This is a genomic window from Streptomyces cyaneochromogenes, assembly GCF_003963535.1.
GTDB classification, from domain to species: domain Bacteria; phylum Actinomycetota; class Actinomycetes; order Streptomycetales; family Streptomycetaceae; genus Streptomyces; species Streptomyces shaanxiensis.
Map to the genome: position 1 here is coordinate 9,584,876 of NZ_CP034539.1, position 15,510 is coordinate 9,600,385.

Here is a 15,510-nt window from a genome sequence, read left to right on the forward strand (position 1 = left end):
AAGGATCCGTCTCATGCCGCAGCCCCCCGTTCGGTCCGACCGCTCGGACGGCGAGTTCGCCGAACTGTTCGCCCGCAAGGCGCGTACGTCCCTGCGCGGCTTCCTGCCCGGCCGCCGGGTCTGGAACGCCGTCGGGGGTTCGGCGGCCGTGGTGCTGGTGATCGCCGGGGCCGCCTCGGTGGTCTCCGCCGTCGACTGGAGCTCCGGCGGCTCGGACAAGGTGACCACCGCGGCCGACAAGGAGGTACCCGGGGAGAAGACCTCCGCCGGTAACGGCGCGAAGCCTACGGTCGTGCCGTCGCCGAAGGCGGAGGACAGCGGCAAGAAGAACCCCGAGATCGTCTACGTGCCGGTGCAGGGCGGGGGCGGCGGGGCCGCGGCGGCGGAGTCCACCGCGGCGTCCGGCTCGGCGGACACCTCGGGAAACGGTGGCGCCGGCCAGGAGGGGCAGAGTTCCTCCACGGACCGCGGCACCCAGTCGACCACCACGACCGGCTACCTCTGGTCGGACGGCAGCGTGGACTCCGACACCAACGACTACTGGGACCAGAGCACCGTCACCGTCAAGTCCACCAAGCCCCTCACCTCGCTCAAGGTGGTCGTCAAGATCATCCAGACCGGCGGGGTCAGCAGTACCGGGACGTGGAGCTCCCTCGGGGACAAGATGCAGGTGGCCACGGGCGGCAACAGCGGCGAGCTGGACTACGTCGTGACGCTGAAGTCGGGGAACACGCTGGAACCCGGCACCTATGTCTTCAAGTTCCAGTACAACCACGACCAGGGCAGGCGGGATGCGGGCGGCGACCGCTACAACGTCACCGGCGTGTCGACCGATTCGGCGACCGAGTTCCGCAAGGGCGGTTTCTGAGCCGACGGCCGCCGCCGGGCCCACCGGGAGCTTCACAGGTGGCTCGTGTTGGGGCGCGCGGTGTCAGCAGGTGGGCCGCTGTGCGTGAGCCGGATCGAGGGCGTTGAGCACGAGCCGTGTGGCCACGTCGTGGTAGCTGATGCCGGCGTGTTCGGTGACCGCGGCCGGGCAGACGTCCTGGAGCCTGATGTTGGTGACGTTCGGGGCGGCGCCGAGATAGGCCGAGGTGTACGGGGTGACGACCTCGTCGTACCGGGTGGCGATCACCGTGTAGCTGATGTCCGGGTGGGTCTCGCCGCCCCGGTTCAGGTCGTCGAGGAAGTCCGAGCCGATGAGCTGCTGGCTGCACGCCTTGCAGGCGGCCCCGAGGAGTACGGTGCCGCCGGGGATCGAGGCGGCGAGCAGGCCGAGGCCCGAGAACGTGGTGCCGTGGTTGGGCGGGCTGAGCGAGGCGAGTTTGTCGACCTCGGCCGCCCCGCCGCGGTGCTTGATGTAGTAGCGGGACACGACGCCGCCCTGCGAGTTCCCCACCAGGTCGACCTTCGCGACGCCGGTCGCGGTCCGGACCCGGTCGACGAAGTCCGCGAGCTGCCGGGCCGATTCCTTCATGTCGCCCGTGCCCAGCACGGCTCCGGAACCGCCGCCGTAGTTGAGGGCATAGACGCAGTACCCGGCTTCCTTCAGCTTCGGGGCCAGTGCCGCCCAGTTGTCGTAGCGGTTCTCCATGGTGCCGTGGACGAGCACGACGGGACGTGGATGCGCGGCGCCTGGGCGGCAGGTGAAGTCGTTTGCGCCGGTCGGTACGGCCGTGGGGTGGGCGAGGGAGTACGCGAGGGCCGACGGGAAGTCGTCCTGGGGCGGGCCTACCGGATCGGCCGCCGCCACCGGTTCGGCGTCGTTCGTGTCCGGGGCCGCCTGTGATCGGTCGACGTCGACCACGCCGATACAGACCGCCGCGGTGAGGGCGGCCAAGGACGAGGTCAGAAGGCGTCGGCGCCGGAGTCTGCGGGTGCGCATGAGGGTGTCTCCTCTGCCTGGCTGTCGTGGGGTGCGGCAGTGGATCCGTGCGTCACAGGAGAGAGACACGGAAGCTACTGGCGCGTAACGTCGGGTCCACACTCGCGCCGCCCAGGAGAGCCGCAACAGCGAAGCCGCGGGGGAGAGGGGAAAGGTGTCATGGGCGTGACATCTTTCCGGGAGGGGGAGTCACCGCGATGTCGTCACAGGTCGAGACGTTCTCGCGTCAGCCCTGGCACGAGCTGCCTCCGGTGCTGGCCGCGCTGATCCGCACCCGGAGCGAAGGCATCGTCACCGACATGATCAAGGCGATCGTCGACGAGGTGTCCGCCTACCGCCGCTCGCTCGACTCCGCCGTCGGCCGCGACCTGACCGAGTCGGTGCGCCGGGCCGTGCTGCAGTTCGCGGAGCTGATCGAGCACCCCGACAGCGCTCAGGACCATCACATCCGCCACTTCCGGCACCTGGGCCGTGTCGAGTTCCTCAACGGCCGTACGACGGACGGTCTTCAGGCCGCCTTCCGGGTCGGCGCACGCGTGGGCAGCCGGCGGTACGCCGAGATCGTGCAGGAGGCGTCACTGCCGCCCGAGAACGTCCTGACCCTCCACGAGGCCGTGCTGATCCACATCAACGCCCTGTCCAACGAGTCGGTGAAGGGCTTCCTGGCGGCCCAATTGCGCTCCGAGGGCGAGGTGAAGCGGGCCCGCCGGACCCTGGTGGAGCGGCTGCTGGAGCAGCCGAGAGGGCAGGAGCGGGTACCGCTGGGACCGCTGGCCGAGCGGGCCCACTGGACGTTGCCGAATGCCGTCGCGTGTGTGGTGGTGAGGTCGGCGCTGCGCTTTACCGTGCCCGGCGCGGACGGTGAACTGCTCTGCGTCCACCGCGGCGGCGACGTGGTTCTGATCGTCCCCGAGCCGGAGACCGGCGGGCTGGTCGACCGGGTGCGGGCCGCCGCCCGGGGTCGTGTCGCCCTCATGGGGCCCACGGTCCCGGCGCACGAGGCCTGGCTGTCCCTGCAGTGCGCCCGCCTCGCCCTCGACCGTCGTGCGCAACAGCCGACGGAGCAGGGCGACGGGGCCTTCCTGCACGTCGACGACGAGCTGGCGGAGCTGCACCTGCTCCGGGGTGCCCCCATCGGGCAGTTGCTCGGGCGACGGGTCCTGGGCGTCTTCGCGGACCTGCCCCGGGGACGGGCCGCCCGGCTCGCCGAGACCCTGGACGCCCTGCTGATGTCCTGGGGGCGTACGGCTCCCGAGGTGGCCCAGGCGCTGGGCATTCATCCGCAGACGGCGCGCAAGCGACTGCGCCAGCTGGAGGCGCTGTTCGGCGACCGGCTCGGCGACCCGCGCTTCCGGTTCGAGGCCCTGCTGGCGCTGCGCACCCATGCCCTGCGGCCCACCACCGGCTGAGCCGCGGGGCGTCACCAGTCGCGGGCGATCTCCGTCAAGTGGTCGCGGACCAGGGCGACATGAGGGTTGCCGGACGAGCCCGGGCGCTGGACGAGGAAGCCGGTGTTGATGGGCGGATCGTCCGGGTCGTGCAGCAGGACCAGAGCGCCCGAGGCCAGTTCGGCGGCGCACAGGTACCGGGGGAGCACGCTGAAGCCCGTACCGCCCGCCACCGCGTTCCTGACCGCGTTCAGGGCGGGCATGGTGACCGCCGGGTGGCACACCAGGCGCTTGCCGAAGACATGACGCCAGTAACGGCGCACGATCGGCAGGTCCTCGGCGTAGGCGACCAGCGGCACCCTGTGCAGCGCGGCGGGCCCGTCGGCAGCGACCCGCGCCGGTCCGCCGATGCGCTCCGCCCAGACGGGAGCCGTGACCAGCACGAACTCCTCGTCCATCAGCGGCACCGCGGCCAGGGTGCGACCGCGCGGCCGGTAGGTCGAGAGCACCAGGTCGTAGCGGCCCGCCCGCAGCTCCTCCAGGAGCGGCTCGGTCAGGCCCGGGGTGACGCGCAGCCGTACGCCCTTGTCGACCAGCGGTGCGAGGACGGGCATGACGCGGTCGGTCAGCAACTCGGCCGGGCCGGCGAGATGCACCGGCTCCGCCGGATGGACGTCGGCCGAGCCGCCCGGCCCCGTGACGCCGGCGAGGGCGTCCAGCGGCTCGACGATCCGGGAGGCGAGCTCGTCCGCGTAGGGAGCGGGGGCGACGCCGCGCGCCAGACGCTCGAAAAGCTCCCGGTCCAGTTGCCGCTCCAGGGCGCGGATCTGGGTGGTGACCGTGGGCTGGGACAGGCTCAGCAGACGGGCCGCGGCGGTGAAGGAGCCGGTGCGGTACACGGCGAGGAAGGTGCGCAGGAGGTTCAGGTCCACCGGCGCCGCGCCGCCGGGTCGGCCGCCCTCGCCGCTCTCATTGGAATCCCTATGCCTCATATGCATGAGCCTATTGGATTCCAATGGCAGGGCGCGCGTACGGTCGAGGCATCGACGTCCTGACGATCTGTACGCACAGCGTCAGGAAACCCCAGGAAACCCGCCTCCCGAATCTCGGAAAGAGCCCCCATGTCGAAGATCCTTTTCGTGCTGACCGGCGCCGACCACTGGACGCTGGCCGACGGCACCAAGCACCCCACCGGCTTCTGGGCCGAGGAGGCCGTCGCTCCGTACGAGGCCTTCAAGGCCGCCGGTCACGAGGTCGTCGTGGCCACGCCGGGCGGCGTCGTACCGCCCGTCGACCAGGGCAGCCTCGCGGCCGAGGTCAACGGCGGTCAGGAGAACGCCGACCGGGTCGCCGCCGTACTCGCCGCGATGACGGAGCTGCGGGAGCCGCTCCGGGTGGCGGACGTGGACCTCGACGACTACGCCGCCGTGTTCTACCCCGGCGGTCACGGCCCGATGGAGGACCTGGCGGTCGACGCCGACTCCGGCAGGCTGCTGACCGGCGCCCTGGAGTCCGGCAAGCCGCTGGGCGTCGTCTGCCACGCCCCGGCCGCCCTGCTGGCCGCGACCAAGGACGACGGCACCAACGCCTTCGCCGGCGCGAGGGTGGCCGCGTTCACCAACGCCGAGGAGACCCAGGCCGGCTTCGCGGACAAGGCCCAGTGGCTGCTGCAGGACCGGCTCACCGAGGCCGGCGTGCAGGTCCAGGTGGGCGAGCCGTGGGCCCCGCACGTGGTGGTCGACGGCAACCTGGTCACCGGCCAGAACCCCGCCTCCGCCGCCCCGCTCGCCGCCGAACTGCTGAAGAAGCTGGGCTGAACCATGGCCGCCGACCGGCTCGACGAGGTCCTCGACGCCGCGTACGACTGCCTGACCCGGTACGGCGTGCGGCGCACCACGATGGACGACATCGCCCTGCGCATGGGCGTGTCCCGCTCGGCGGTCTACCAGTACGTCCGCGGCAAGGACGACGCCTTCCGGCAACTCGCCGCCCGCCTGCACACCCGGGCGCTGCGGCGGGCCCGGGACGCCGCCACGGCCGAGGACGCCTCGTACACGACGCGCGTACGAGGCGTCCTGGCCGCCAAGCTCGACCTGGCCCGTGGTCTCACCGGGGACTCCCCGCACACCGCGGAACTCCTCGACGACAAGGCCCGGTTGTTCGGCGACATCTGCGGCACCTTCACCGCCGACCTGCGGCAGCTGCTGACCGCTCTGTTCGCCGAGGCGGGCACCTCCGCCACGATCGAGCCCGCCGAGGCCGCCGACATCTGCCTCGCGCTGGTCACCGGTCTGGAAGCGGCACCGGACGGCGAGCGACTGCTCGGCCCCGCGACGGAGGCGCTGCTGACCGGCCTGATGACAGCGGGCGACGCCCACGGCCACGACGGGCCGGCCGGCCTCGGCCGCGACGGTGCCTACGGCCCTTCCGGGCTGCCGGCACGGTGCGCGGCCGAGGCCTGATGCGCCTTCCTACTGCTGGAACGCGGCGCCGGCGTCACCGAAGCCCTGCCCCTTTCCGTCGTCCTGGGTGGCCTCACTGCCGGAGGCGCCGGCGCTCTGGTCCTTGAACGAGGGCCCTGCCCAGCTCTCGCTCCCGAAGGCGGCGCCACCCTGGCCCTTGTCGAACGACGGGCCCTGCCAGCTCTCGTTCCCGAAGGCCGCACCGGAGGTGCTCTGGTCGTCGGCGTCCGCGATGGCAGTGGTGGCGCCGCCGAGGACGACCATGGTTCCGAGGGCGGTGGCGGCAAGTGCGGTGCGAATACGCATGCGTACTCCTGTGGTGTGGGTGGTGTTGTCTCATGAAGATCACCCTCTGAACGCGAGAGGTACACCAGGAGCCACTCGGACGAGTGACCGCCGCATGGCAACCAGCGCGTTGTGATCGAGGAGTTCCCCGGCGGGGTGAGCGGTGCGACGATGCCGGGGTGATCACATCCTCGGACCCCGTCGACGACAGATCCTCCGGCCGCAGGCTCCAGGTGGAGACCCACGGCCTCGACGTGATCGCCGACACCGAACGCAAAGGCACGCCCCGGACCCTGTTCTGGCCCTGGTTCGGCGCCAACGTGTCCATCCTGGGCCTGAGTTACGGTGCCTTCGCGCTCGGCTTCGGGATCTCCTTCTGGCAGGCGCTCGCCGCCGGAGTCGTCGGCATCGTCTTCTCGTTCCTGCTGTGCGGGTTCGTCGCCGTGGCCGGGAAGCGCGGCTCCGCGCCGACCATGGTGCTCGGCCGCGCCGCGTACGGCGTGCGCGGAAACAGGCTGCCGTCGGTGATCTCCTGGATCCTCACCGTCGGCTGGGAGACCGTGCTCTGCGCCCTCGCCACCATGGCCACCGCGACCGTGTTCGACAGGCTCGGCTGGGGCGGCGGCACCGAGACCAAGGTGGTCGCCCTCGCCGTCGTGGCCGCGCTGACCGTCGTCGTGGGCGTCATGGGCTTCGACCTGATCATGCGCTTCCAGACCGTGATCACCGTGGTCACGGGCGTACTCACCGTCGTGTACGTCGCCCTCGTCGCCGACCACGTCCACTGGTCCGCCGTCAGCTCCGTACCGGCGGGCTCCGCACAGGAGTTCATCGGCGCGCTCGTCTTCATGATGACCGGCTTCGGCCTCGGCTGGGTCAACGCGGCCGCCGACTACTCCCGCTATCTGCCGCGCACCGCGTCGAGCCGGGGCGTGATCGGCTGGACCGCGTTCGGCGCGTCGCTGGCACCGCTGCTCCTGCTGGTCTTCGGGCTCCTGCTGGCCGGCTCCTCCAGCGGGCTCAGCGAAGCCGTCGCCGCCGACCCGATCGGCGCGCTGACGACGATCCTGCCGACCTGGTTCCTGGTCCCGTTCGCCGTCGTCGCCGTCCTCGGCCTGGTCGGCGGCGCGGTCCTCGACATCTACTCGTCCGGCCTGGCCCTGCTCTCGGCGGGCCTGCGCGTGCCGCGCTATGTGGCAGCCCTGTTCGACGGCGTCCTGATGATCGCGGGTTCGATCTACATCGTGTTCGTCGCCGACGACTTCCTCGGCCCGTTCATGGGCTTCCTCACCACACTCGGCGTCCCCATCGCCGCCTGGTGCGGCATCATGCTCGCCGACCTGGCCCTGCGCAGCCGCGACTATGACGAGCCCGACCTCTACCGCCCGACGGGCCGTTACGGCGACGTACCGCTCATCCCGCTGCTCCTGACGCTCACGGCCACCGCCCTCGGCTGGGGCCTGGTCACCAACTCGACGGCGAACTGGCTGGACTGGCAGGGCTATCTGCTCGGCCCGCTGGGCCTCGGCGGCAGGTCCGGCGCCTGGGCGTACGCCAACCTCGGCGTCCTCGCGGCCCTGGCGCTGGGCTTCCTCGGCACTCTGGCGCTGCGCCGCGGAACCATCCGCGCACAGGAAGCGCAGGCACCGAGCCCTACGGCGGACGAAGGAGCGACCGCGTGACCTCCGGGCTGCTCGCCGTCATCGACATGCAGCGCGTCTTCGCCGACCCCGACAGCCCCTGGGCGGCCCCTCGCTTCGCCGAAGCGGCGGCGGGCGTACGACGTCTGCTGCCGGCCTTCGGGGACCGGGTGACGTTCACCCGTTTCGTGGCCCCCGACAAGCCGGAAGGCGCCTGGCGCGCGTACTACGAGCAGTGGCCCTTCGCCCTGCAACCCCCGGACGCCCGACTCTGGCGGCTGACGGACGAGTTCGCCGCCGGCGCACTCCATGTGCTGGACGCCACCACCTTCGGCAAATGGACCCCGGAACTGGCCCGACGCGCCACTTCGGAGGGCCGCCTGGTCCTGGCCGGCGTCAGCACCGACTGCTGCGTTCTGTCGACCGCGCTGGCGGCCGCCGACGCGGGTATGGAGGTGCTGGTCGTCGCCGACGCCTGCGCGGGGGCGGACGACGACTCGCACGCCAAGGCGTTGCAGGTGCTGGACCTGTACCGGCCGCTGATCCGGGTGACGACGCTCGCCGAGCTGCTGAAGGACCCGGCATGACCGGCGGTCACGGCTGGGACGTCTCGGACTCCAGCGACGCCCGGGTCGCCGTGCCGTAGACACCCGACTCGTCGGTGAGGACCGCGCGGGTGACCTGGTAGGTGCGCACCGCGCCCTCGACCGTGCGGTCGTAGTCGCCGTCGGCGTCACCGCCGTAGAAGCCGATCTGGCGCAGCCGGAGCTGGAGTTCGGCCACCTCCGGTCCCTGGTCGCCGAAGCGCAGGACCGGGGGCCGTCCTTCCGCGCCGGTCGGTTCGGGGGCGGTGGCGCTCGGGGTGGTGCCCGCGCTGGAGGGGGCCGCGGTCGGCGTGGCGGCGTCGGTCGGGGTGGGGGAGCTGCCGGCCGGGGTCGTGTCGGGTGAGGGTGTCGAGCTCCGGGACGGCGAGGCGGACGCGGGGCCCGAGGAGCGGTCTTCGGGGGATGTGCCGTCCTGTGCCGAGCCGTTCGGGACGGGCGCCCGTATGCCCTCGGGCACGGAGTCGTCCCGTGACGGTCTGTCATAGGTGAGGAGCCCGCTCAGGAAAGCGGCCGTCAGCAGGGCGGCCAGAGTGGCGCCCGCTCCGGTGATCAGCACGGTGCGACGCCGGCGCCGGGAACGTTCCCGGGCATCCGCATCGAGGAAGGGCGGCGGGTCGGATGGCGCCTGCGCGCGGTCGGGGGACGCGGGTACGACGGTCGCGTTCGCCAACTCCCTTGACTCCCGAGGAACTTCCTCCTGATCCGTCCCGGCACGGTCACCGAGCTCCACGAACGGCCGTATGCGCACCGGATCGAAGTCCTCCGCGGCCGCCGCCTCCGCGGTGCGCGCCTCGCGACGTGCCTCGGACGCACGGTGGGTGCAGGAGCAGGCGGGGGTTCCGTCCGCTGCCCGGGGCGTACCGCACTCCGGGCAGACGGGGCCGTTCGGTTCACTCACTCAGGCGTCCCTCTCCGTGCGGGATCCAGAGTTTAGACATACGTTCTGCACGCAATCTCCATGCCCCTTTCGAAGGGCGGAACCGAGGCCTCCAGGCCGTCCGGAACCAGCCGCGCGAACAGGTCCCTCACGCCGACCGGCGTGGCGGCGTCCCCGTGCCGGGCCGGTCGAGGTGGGCGGTGAACCAGTCCCGGGCCAGTTCGGCGACGGTGGTGAGGGTGCCGGGTTCCTCGAAGAGGTGGGTGGCGCCCGGGACGACCGCGATCCGGTGCTCGCAGTGCATCCGGTCGGCGGCCAGGCGGTTGAGGCTGAGCACCTGGGTGTCTCGGCCGCCGACGATGAGCAGGGTCGGCGCCCGCAGGCGGGTCAACGCGGCCGGCGTCGCCAGATCTGGGCGGCCGCCGCGGGAGACGACCGAGCGGATGCCGGAGCCGGACAGTGCGGCGGCCTCCAGTGCGGCGGCGGCTCCGGTGCTGGCCCCGAAGTAGGCGACGGGCAGGCCGGTTTCACCGCGCAGCCACACAGACGCGGCGTGCAGGCGCCGGGCCAGCAGCAGGATGTCGAAGACGTTGTGCCGGTCGTGCGCCTCGTCGTCGGTGAGGAGGTCGAGCAGCAGCGTGGCCAGGCCCGCGCGGTTGAGGGCGGTGGCGACGTACTGGTTGCGCGGGCTGTGCCGGCTGCTGCCGCTGCCGTGCGCGAACGCCACGGCCGCCGGTGCCCCGTCCGGCACGATCAGACGGGCGCCGACCCGCGCGCCCGCGGCCGGGACCAGCACCTCGCGCTCCGACGGTGTGGCCGCGGCGGGGGAACGGGGCGCGGAGCGGGCGGCCTGCTCGAGAAGGGACGTGACCTCGGCGTCCGTGACCTGGGCGAAGTCCCGGTACCAGGCGCCCACCGAGCCGAGGATCCGGTGTGTGTGCGGGCAGACCACGTCGTCGGCCACCCGCCGCAGCCGGGCGACGCTGTGGGCCGCCCCGACGGGCACCGCGAGCACGATCCGGGCGGCGCCCTGACCCCGTACGACCCGGCAGGCGGCCTCGGCCGTGGCCCCGGTGGCGAGTCCGTCGTCCACGACGACGGCCGTGCGCCCGGCGACCGGCAGCGCGGCCCGCTCCCGCCGGTAACTGCGCACACGCCGTTCCAGCTCGCCCCGCTCGGCGGCCTCCACGGCCTCGCGCTCACCGGTCCGCAGCCCGGCCGCGTCGATCACGTCCTGGTTGAGGACCCTGACCCCGTGCTCGCCGATCGCCCCGAAGCCCCACTCCGGCTGCCCGGGCACGCCCAGCTTGCGCACCACCAGCACGTCCAGCGCGGCGCCGAGACTTCGGGCCACCTCGACGGCCACGGGCACGCCGCCGCGCGGCAGCCCCAGCACGACGACATCCTGACCGCGTAGCTCCTGAAGCCTCTCGGCCAGCAGCCGCCCGGCCGCACCGCGGTCGTCGTAACGCATGCCGCCTCCCGCGCCCACCAGGGCGGGAGCCTGTCCCGTCCCTCTCAGGCTACGACTGTTGGCCCGCGGCCGGTGCTGGACGCAGGGTGCGGGGGTGGCGGGTTCCGGCCGAGCGGGGGCGCGCCCAGGGGCCAATTCGATTGCGTGCGTGTCCCCGGGCCCGGCATCGTGCCCGGACATCCGCGCCCGCGCCGTCCCGCCCGCAAGCCCGCTCGCCCGCTCGCTCGCCGAGGAGACATACCGATGTCCGACGTTCCCCCGCGCCGCCTGGCCCTCCTGGGAGGAGGCTTCTCCACCGAGGAGGACGGTCTGCTGGACGACTGGATCCTGGGCCACGCGCGCACGCCCCGGCCCCAGGTCTGCTTTCTGCCCACCGCGAGCGGAGACGCCCCCGCGTACGCCGAGAGGTTTCTGGCCGCCTTCGGCCCGCGTCCCTCCTGCGTGCCGTCCGTGCTGTCCCTGTTCGGGCGAACGCTCGACGACCCCGCGCTGCGTGCCTTCCTGCTCGCCCAGGACGTCGTCTATGTGGGCGGCGGCAACACCGCCAACCTGCTCGCCGTGTGGCGCGTGCACGGTGTGGACCGGCTGCTGCGCGAGGCCTACGACCGCGGCACGCTGCTGTGCGGTATCAGCGCCGGCGCCAACTGCTGGGCCGAGGCCTCGCACACCGACTCCTTCGGGCCGCTGACGGCCCTGTCGGACGGGCTGGGACTGCTGCCGGGCTCGGTCTGCCCGCACTACGACAGCGAGCCGGGGCGCCGCCCCTCCTACCACGCGGCGGTGGCGGGCGGAGCGCTTCCCGCCGGGTGGGCCCTGGACGACGGCACCGGGGCCCTCTTCACGGACGGGCTGCCGACGGAGGCGGTGACGCGCGCTCCGGGTGCGCGGGTGTACCGGGTGGAGCCGGACGAGGCGGGCGACGGCGTCCATGAGCGCGCCCTGCCGAGTCGCGATCTGCGAGCCGCGCCCGAAGGGGGCCGCTGATCACGATCCCGTGCCGGGCGACCCGGCACTTGGCGATATCCCGGCGGTACCCGGCGGCGGTTGCGGTGTTCAATCACTCGTATCGCGTCACGCATCACGGCACGAACGGACGGCCCCACACGTCAGGAGGCATCGTGATCGCCGCTCCCGAGCCCGGTCTGACCGAACGCGACATCGTCGAACGCGCCGTGCACCTGCGGCCCGTACTGCTCGAACGCCAGCCGGAGACCGAACGGCTGACGCACTACCCCAAGGACACCCACGACGACTTCCTGCGGGCCGGCTTCTACCGGATGCTCCAGCCGCGCCGGTACGGCGGCTACGAGTTCGGCCTGCCCACCTTCTACCGCGTGGCCACCGAGATCGCGCGCGGCTGCCCCTCCACCGGCTGGGCCCTGACGCTCACCTCCGCCCACGTCCTGCAGGTCGCCTCGGTCTTCGAGGAGAGGGCGCAGGACGAGATCTTCGGCGGCGACGGCGACTTCCGGGCCGCGTCCACCGTCGCGCCCATCGGCGTCGCGCGGCCCGACGACGACGGCCATGTCGTCCTCGACGGCACCTGGCCGTACTCCTCCGGCGCCCCGTACTCCACCCACTACGTCGGCCAGACCCTGAGCGCCCCCGAGCGCCCCGGAGGCCCGCCGGGACCGCCGGTGCTGTTCGTCGCCCCGCGCTCGGTGTGGACGGTGCTCGACGACTGGCACGGAGTCCTCGGCCTGCGCGGCACCGGCTCGAACAGCGTCCTCATGGAGCAGGCCCGCATTCCCGGCCACCTCACCCTGGAGGCGAGCCTGCTCGATCTGCCCGTCGAGGGTGGCAGCGTCGGCTCGCAGCTGCACGGCAACCCGATGTACGCCGGTCGGGCGCCGAGCTTCTTCCACGGCGAACTGGCCGCCATCATGATCGGCACCGCGTACGCAGCCGCCGACGAGTACGCCCGTGCCGTCGCCGGCCGCCCCCTCCTCCACGAACCCGACCGCACCCGCGCCCAACTCCACGACTACCAGCGGCACCTCGGCGAGGCCCTCGGCGTGATCCACACGGCCGAGGCGGCACTCCAGCGCACCGCCGAGGAGTGGATGGAGACCTGCCACCGCAACGCCGCCGGCATCGCCCCCTTCACCCTCGCCGAGGACAACCGCCTCGCGCTCATGTTCCTGAACGCGGGCCGCATGACCTGGGACGTCCTCCAGGGCACCCTCTTTCGCACGGCCGGCTCCCGGCACGCGCGTGACGGTGAGCGAATGCAGCGCTACTTCCGGGACGCGGCGACGTACTGGACCCATGTGGGCCCCAGCATGGCCGAGCCGCTCGCCCGCCGGGTCGGCTGCGACAGCCTGGGGCTGCCGTCCGACCACATTCCGTTGATCCCCTGAGAAACGATCTCCCGAACACCCGGCCGATCCACTGGACTGCCACAGGAATGCCCCGGTCCGGATCGGGTACGCGAGCAGGACCGTACGACCGCCGCTACCAGGGGATCCACCATGCACACACCCGCGAACGACTACAACGCCACTCCGGCCCGCCGAGCGTTGGACGCGCTGGCCGGGGACACGGAGGACAGGGCGGCGATGGACGCGCTCGCGAGCAGCGACGTCCTCATCCCCGTACCCGACGACGCCGCCACGGAGGACGCCCTGGACCCCGCGACCGTGGCGCTGCCGGTCATGGAGCAGCCGGGCGGCGACCCGACGGTCCCCGTGTTCACCTCGGAGCCCGCGATGGCGGCACTGCTGCCCTTCGTCTCCCGCTACCGCCTGGTCCCGCTGGGCGCACTCGCCTCGCAGTGGCCGTCCGAGGACCTGGCCCTCACCATAGACGCCGGCTCGCCGCACCCCTTGACGCTGACCTCGGAGGGCGTACGGACCCTGCTGGCGCGGTCGTAGCGCGGCGGGACCGAGTTCGTCGGCGACCCCCTGCCGCTTCAGCAGGCCCACCCCGTGGCCGAGGCCGCCTTGGGTGCCGTACGGGAACTGCTGCGCCAGGGGTGATGCCCGTGGCGGCGGAGATCGGCCCCGCTCGGTGAAGGTCGGCCGGAACTGCCCCCTGCCGCGGGGTGGTTCGACCGTATGGAGAGGGAAGATCCCATCGGGAGGGTCGACGCGAAAGGGTGGGGGGTCGTCTTGAGGGTCGTCCTGCTCGGTACCGCCGCCGGGGGCGGTTTCCCACGGTGGAACTGCGCCTGCGCGCGGTGCGCCGCCGCCCGTGACGGCAAGCTGCCCACCCGTACCCCGGAGTGCGCGGCCGTCACCGGCAACTCCCGGGACTGGTGGCTGCTGAACACCTCGCCGGACATCCGCGCCCAGCTCACCGCCGCCTCCGCCCTGTGGCCCGGCCCCCGGCACACTCCGGTGCGCGGCGTGCTGCTGACCGACGGCGAGCCCGATCACCTGGCCGGACTGGCGGTGCTGCGCGAGGCGCCGGGGCTGAAGACGTACGCCGCTCCTCCGGTGCTCGCCGCGCTGGCTCCGGCCCGGGTGGCCCTGGACCGCCACGCCCCGTGGGAGTGGGCGGACAGCCTGACGGAGGGCGGGTTCGTGCTGTCCGGCGGCCTGGTCGTCACGGCGCACCCCGTCGTGGGGGAGCCGCCCGGGTATGTGCCGGGCCGGGCGAAGGACCGCCGCTGGGTGACGGCGTACCGGATCGAGGACCTGGCCACCGGGGGCGTCCTCGTGTACGCGCCCCGCGTCAGCACCTGGACCGCGGTGCTGGACGACCTCGTCGCGGCGGCGGACTGCGTCGTGCTGGACGGCACCCACTTCGCGGCGGGCGAGGCGGCGCGGGCCGGACGGCATCTGCCCGTCTCGGGGCCCGTCGGCAGCCTCACCGCCCTGACCCGCCACCCGCACGTCCGCCGTGTCTACACCCACCTCGCCGACACGAATCCGCTACTCGACCCGGCCTCGGCGGCTCGCGCACAGATGTCGGAGGCGGGCGTCGAAGTCCTCGCGGACGGGGCGGAGTTCGTGCTCTGACCGGTCTGGTCACGGCCTTCCGGCGACCGGCTCCAGCCGCTGGGCCTGCGGCCTACGGCGTCAGGCGCCCAGCATCCGGGCCAGCGCGTCGCGCTGCAGCGGCAGGACCTCGGCGTGCAGGTCACGGCCCTTGCGGGTGAGCGTGACGTACACCCCGCGGCGGTCCTCCGCGCAGATGGAACGCTCGACCAGGCCGTCCTTCTCCAGCCGGCCGATCAGCCGGGACAGGGCGCTCTGGCTGAGATGAACCCGTCCGACGAGGTTCTGCACCCGGCACTGGTCGCCCTCCTCGGGTGCGGCGGACGCCAGGATGTCGAGCACCTCGAAGTCGCTCGCGCCCAGCCCGTGCGGGTGCAGTACGCGATCGATCTCGCACATCGTGCGCGCGTGCACCGCCAGGATGTCCCGCCACCGTTCCTCGAGCCCCGCGTCGGCCGTCGTCAGTGCCATACCGGAACGGTAGCACCGATTCGGCCATTCGTTGACTATGCAAATAGTGCACGCGCAACAGCTGTGCCGATCGGCGGAGGCGAGGTGAGGCCGTCACTAGGCCGGGTCCTGGAGGATCCCCACGAGATTGCCGTCGGCGTCCTGCACGGAGGCGATCAGCCTGCCGCCGCCGACGTCCTTCACGTCCTGGAGGGTCTCGGCACCCGTCTCCAGCAGGGCCGCCAGGGTCGCCCTGATGTCGGCCACGTGCCAGTAGGGGACCGGGCCGGTCATGCCCTTCGCGTGGCCGTTGGGGTCCAGGCCGATGTCCTGACCGGCATCCTTGAAGCCGACGTAGTACGGCTCGTCCGCATACGGCTGTGTGCCCAGCAGGGCGCTGAACAGGGCCTTCGCCCGGTCGAGGTCCTTGACGGGGTAGATGATCGTGTTGAGTCCGGCGGTCATGGCGCTCTCCTCGGTGAAGCGTGCTCCGACGTCTCTCG

General features: G+C 72.5%; 17 protein-coding genes. 10 read left to right on the forward strand and 7 right to left on the reverse strand.

Annotation, left to right across the window (positions count from 1 at the left end; translation table 11 throughout):
* Positions 1-13 precede the first annotated feature (13 nt).
* Entirely contained in the window at positions 14-868 is an 855-nt protein-coding gene (locus EJ357_RS42960; protein ID WP_126397565.1) for a hypothetical protein, read from the forward strand.
* Between the two features lie 63 nt (positions 869-931).
* On the opposite strand, the gene EJ357_RS42965 is transcribed toward EJ357_RS42960, so the two are convergent.
* Positions 932-1,885 (reverse strand): esterase/lipase family protein, encoded by a 954-nt coding sequence (locus EJ357_RS42965; protein WP_126397566.1) that lies wholly within the window; start codon positions 1,883-1,885, stop codon positions 932-934.
* 197 nt (positions 1,886-2,082) lie between these two features.
* On the opposite strand from EJ357_RS42965, the gene EJ357_RS42970 reads away from it, so the two are divergent.
* Positions 2,083-3,294 carry a helix-turn-helix domain-containing protein gene (locus EJ357_RS42970; protein ID WP_126397568.1) on the forward strand — a complete coding sequence of 404 codons (1,212 nt, stop codon included), beginning with the start codon at positions 2,083-2,085 and terminating at the stop codon, positions 3,292-3,294.
* 11 nt (positions 3,295-3,305) lie between these two features.
* Here the strand turns inward: EJ357_RS42970 and EJ357_RS42975 are convergent, their stop codons facing one another.
* Positions 3,306-4,265, reverse strand: coding sequence for a LysR family transcriptional regulator (locus tag EJ357_RS42975; protein WP_126397570.1), 960 nt, complete (start codon positions 4,263-4,265; stop codon positions 3,306-3,308).
* Between the two features lie 129 nt (positions 4,266-4,394).
* Here EJ357_RS42975 and EJ357_RS42980 point away from each other — a divergent pair, with 129 nt between their 5' ends.
* Positions 4,395-5,090, forward strand: coding sequence for a type 1 glutamine amidotransferase domain-containing protein (locus EJ357_RS42980; protein WP_126397572.1), 696 nt, complete (start codon positions 4,395-4,397; stop codon positions 5,088-5,090).
* A gap of 3 nt (positions 5,091-5,093) precedes the next feature.
* Complete coding sequence (locus tag EJ357_RS42985; RefSeq protein WP_126397574.1) at positions 5,094-5,735, forward strand: TetR/AcrR family transcriptional regulator; 642 nt, start codon at positions 5,094-5,096, stop codon at positions 5,733-5,735.
* A 9-nt stretch (positions 5,736-5,744) separates the two neighbouring features.
* On the opposite strand, the gene EJ357_RS42990 is transcribed toward EJ357_RS42985, so the two are convergent.
* A complete protein-coding gene (locus EJ357_RS42990; RefSeq protein WP_126397576.1) occupies positions 5,745-6,041 on the reverse strand; it encodes a hypothetical protein in 297 nt (98 codons plus the stop codon).
* Positions 6,042-6,199: 158 nt separating this feature from the next.
* On the opposite strand from EJ357_RS42990, the gene EJ357_RS42995 reads away from it, so the two are divergent.
* Together EJ357_RS42995 and EJ357_RS43000 are read left to right on the forward strand one after the other, a co-directional pair.
* Positions 6,200-7,702, forward strand: a complete 1,503-nt coding sequence (locus EJ357_RS42995; protein ID WP_228472784.1) for a purine-cytosine permease family protein — start codon at positions 6,200-6,202, stop codon at positions 7,700-7,702.
* On the forward strand, positions 7,699-8,247 hold the full coding sequence (locus tag EJ357_RS43000; RefSeq protein ID WP_228472785.1) for a cysteine hydrolase family protein: 549 nt from the start codon (positions 7,699-7,701) through the stop codon (positions 8,245-8,247). Before EJ357_RS42995 ends, EJ357_RS43000 begins: the two co-directional genes overlap by 4 nt.
* Positions 8,248-8,254: 7 nt before the next feature.
* Here the strand turns inward: EJ357_RS43000 and EJ357_RS43005 are convergent, their stop codons facing one another.
* Both EJ357_RS43005 and EJ357_RS43010 read right to left on the reverse strand, forming a co-directional pair.
* Positions 8,255-9,163, reverse strand: a complete 909-nt coding sequence (locus tag EJ357_RS43005; RefSeq protein WP_126397578.1) for a peptidoglycan-binding domain-containing protein — start codon at positions 9,161-9,163, stop codon at positions 8,255-8,257.
* Between the two features lie 127 nt (positions 9,164-9,290).
* Positions 9,291-10,616: a phosphoribosyltransferase family protein gene (locus EJ357_RS43010; protein WP_126397580.1), complete on the reverse strand. Its 1,326-nt coding sequence runs from the start codon at positions 10,614-10,616 to the stop codon at positions 9,291-9,293.
* Positions 10,617-10,859: 243 nt separating this feature from the next.
* Here EJ357_RS43010 and EJ357_RS43015 point away from each other — a divergent pair, with 243 nt between their 5' ends.
* From EJ357_RS43015 to pqqB, 4 genes are all read left to right on the forward strand, one after another.
* The gene (locus EJ357_RS43015; RefSeq protein WP_126397582.1) at positions 10,860-11,600 is read left to right on the forward strand and encodes a Type 1 glutamine amidotransferase-like domain-containing protein; all 741 of its coding nucleotides are present in this window, start codon (positions 10,860-10,862) and stop codon (positions 11,598-11,600) included.
* Positions 11,601-11,734: 134 nt separating this feature from the next.
* A complete protein-coding gene (locus tag EJ357_RS43020) occupies positions 11,735-12,976 on the forward strand; it encodes an acyl-CoA dehydrogenase family protein (RefSeq protein ID WP_126397584.1) in 1,242 nt (413 codons plus the stop codon).
* A 111-nt stretch (positions 12,977-13,087) separates the two neighbouring features.
* Complete coding sequence (locus tag EJ357_RS43025; protein ID WP_126397586.1) at positions 13,088-13,489, forward strand: SseB family protein; 402 nt, start codon at positions 13,088-13,090, stop codon at positions 13,487-13,489.
* A gap of 237 nt (positions 13,490-13,726) precedes the next feature.
* Positions 13,727-14,578 (forward strand): pyrroloquinoline quinone biosynthesis protein PqqB, encoded by an 852-nt coding sequence (gene pqqB, locus EJ357_RS43030; RefSeq protein ID WP_126397588.1) that lies wholly within the window; start codon positions 13,727-13,729, stop codon positions 14,576-14,578.
* A gap of 60 nt (positions 14,579-14,638) precedes the next feature.
* Here the strand turns inward: pqqB and EJ357_RS43035 are convergent, their stop codons facing one another.
* Together EJ357_RS43035 and EJ357_RS43040 are read right to left on the reverse strand one after the other, a co-directional pair.
* Entirely contained in the window at positions 14,639-15,028 is a 390-nt protein-coding gene (locus EJ357_RS43035) for a MarR family winged helix-turn-helix transcriptional regulator (RefSeq protein ID WP_126397590.1), read from the reverse strand.
* A 96-nt stretch (positions 15,029-15,124) separates the two neighbouring features.
* Positions 15,125-15,472 carry a VOC family protein gene (locus EJ357_RS43040; protein ID WP_126397592.1) on the reverse strand — a complete coding sequence of 116 codons (348 nt, stop codon included), beginning with the start codon at positions 15,470-15,472 and terminating at the stop codon, positions 15,125-15,127.
* Positions 15,473-15,510: the final 38 nt, after the last annotated feature.

Bases quoted from the DNA above. Each gene is read 5' to 3' on its own strand.
- EJ357_RS42985 (WP_126397574.1), top strand. From the start codon at position 5,094: ATGGCCGCCGACCGGCTCGACGAGGTCCTCGACGCCGCGTACGACTGC.
- EJ357_RS43040 (WP_126397592.1), bottom strand. From the start codon at position 15,472: ATGACCGCCGGACTCAACACGATCATCTACCCCGTCAAGGACCTCGAC.
- EJ357_RS42970 (WP_126397568.1), top strand. From the start codon at position 2,083: ATGTCGTCACAGGTCGAGACGTTCTCGCGTCAGCCCTGGCACGAGCTG.
- EJ357_RS42960 (WP_126397565.1), top strand. From the start codon at position 14: ATGCCGCAGCCCCCCGTTCGGTCCGACCGCTCGGACGGCGAGTTCGCC.
- EJ357_RS42975 (WP_126397570.1), bottom strand. From the start codon at position 4,265: ATGAGGCATAGGGATTCCAATGAGAGCGGCGAGGGCGGCCGACCCGGC.
- EJ357_RS42980 (WP_126397572.1), top strand. From the start codon at position 4,395: ATGTCGAAGATCCTTTTCGTGCTGACCGGCGCCGACCACTGGACGCTG.
- EJ357_RS43025 (WP_126397586.1), top strand. From the start codon at position 13,088: ATGCACACACCCGCGAACGACTACAACGCCACTCCGGCCCGCCGAGCG.
- EJ357_RS43015 (WP_126397582.1), top strand. From the start codon at position 10,860: ATGTCCGACGTTCCCCCGCGCCGCCTGGCCCTCCTGGGAGGAGGCTTC.
- EJ357_RS42990 (WP_126397576.1), bottom strand. From the start codon at position 6,041: ATGCGTATTCGCACCGCACTTGCCGCCACCGCCCTCGGAACCATGGTC.
- EJ357_RS42965 (WP_126397566.1), bottom strand. From the start codon at position 1,885: ATGCGCACCCGCAGACTCCGGCGCCGACGCCTTCTGACCTCGTCCTTG.
- EJ357_RS43010 (WP_126397580.1), bottom strand. From the start codon at position 10,616: ATGCGTTACGACGACCGCGGTGCGGCCGGGCGGCTGCTGGCCGAGAGG.
- EJ357_RS43035 (WP_126397590.1), bottom strand. From the start codon at position 15,028: ATGGCACTGACGACGGCCGACGCGGGGCTCGAGGAACGGTGGCGGGAC.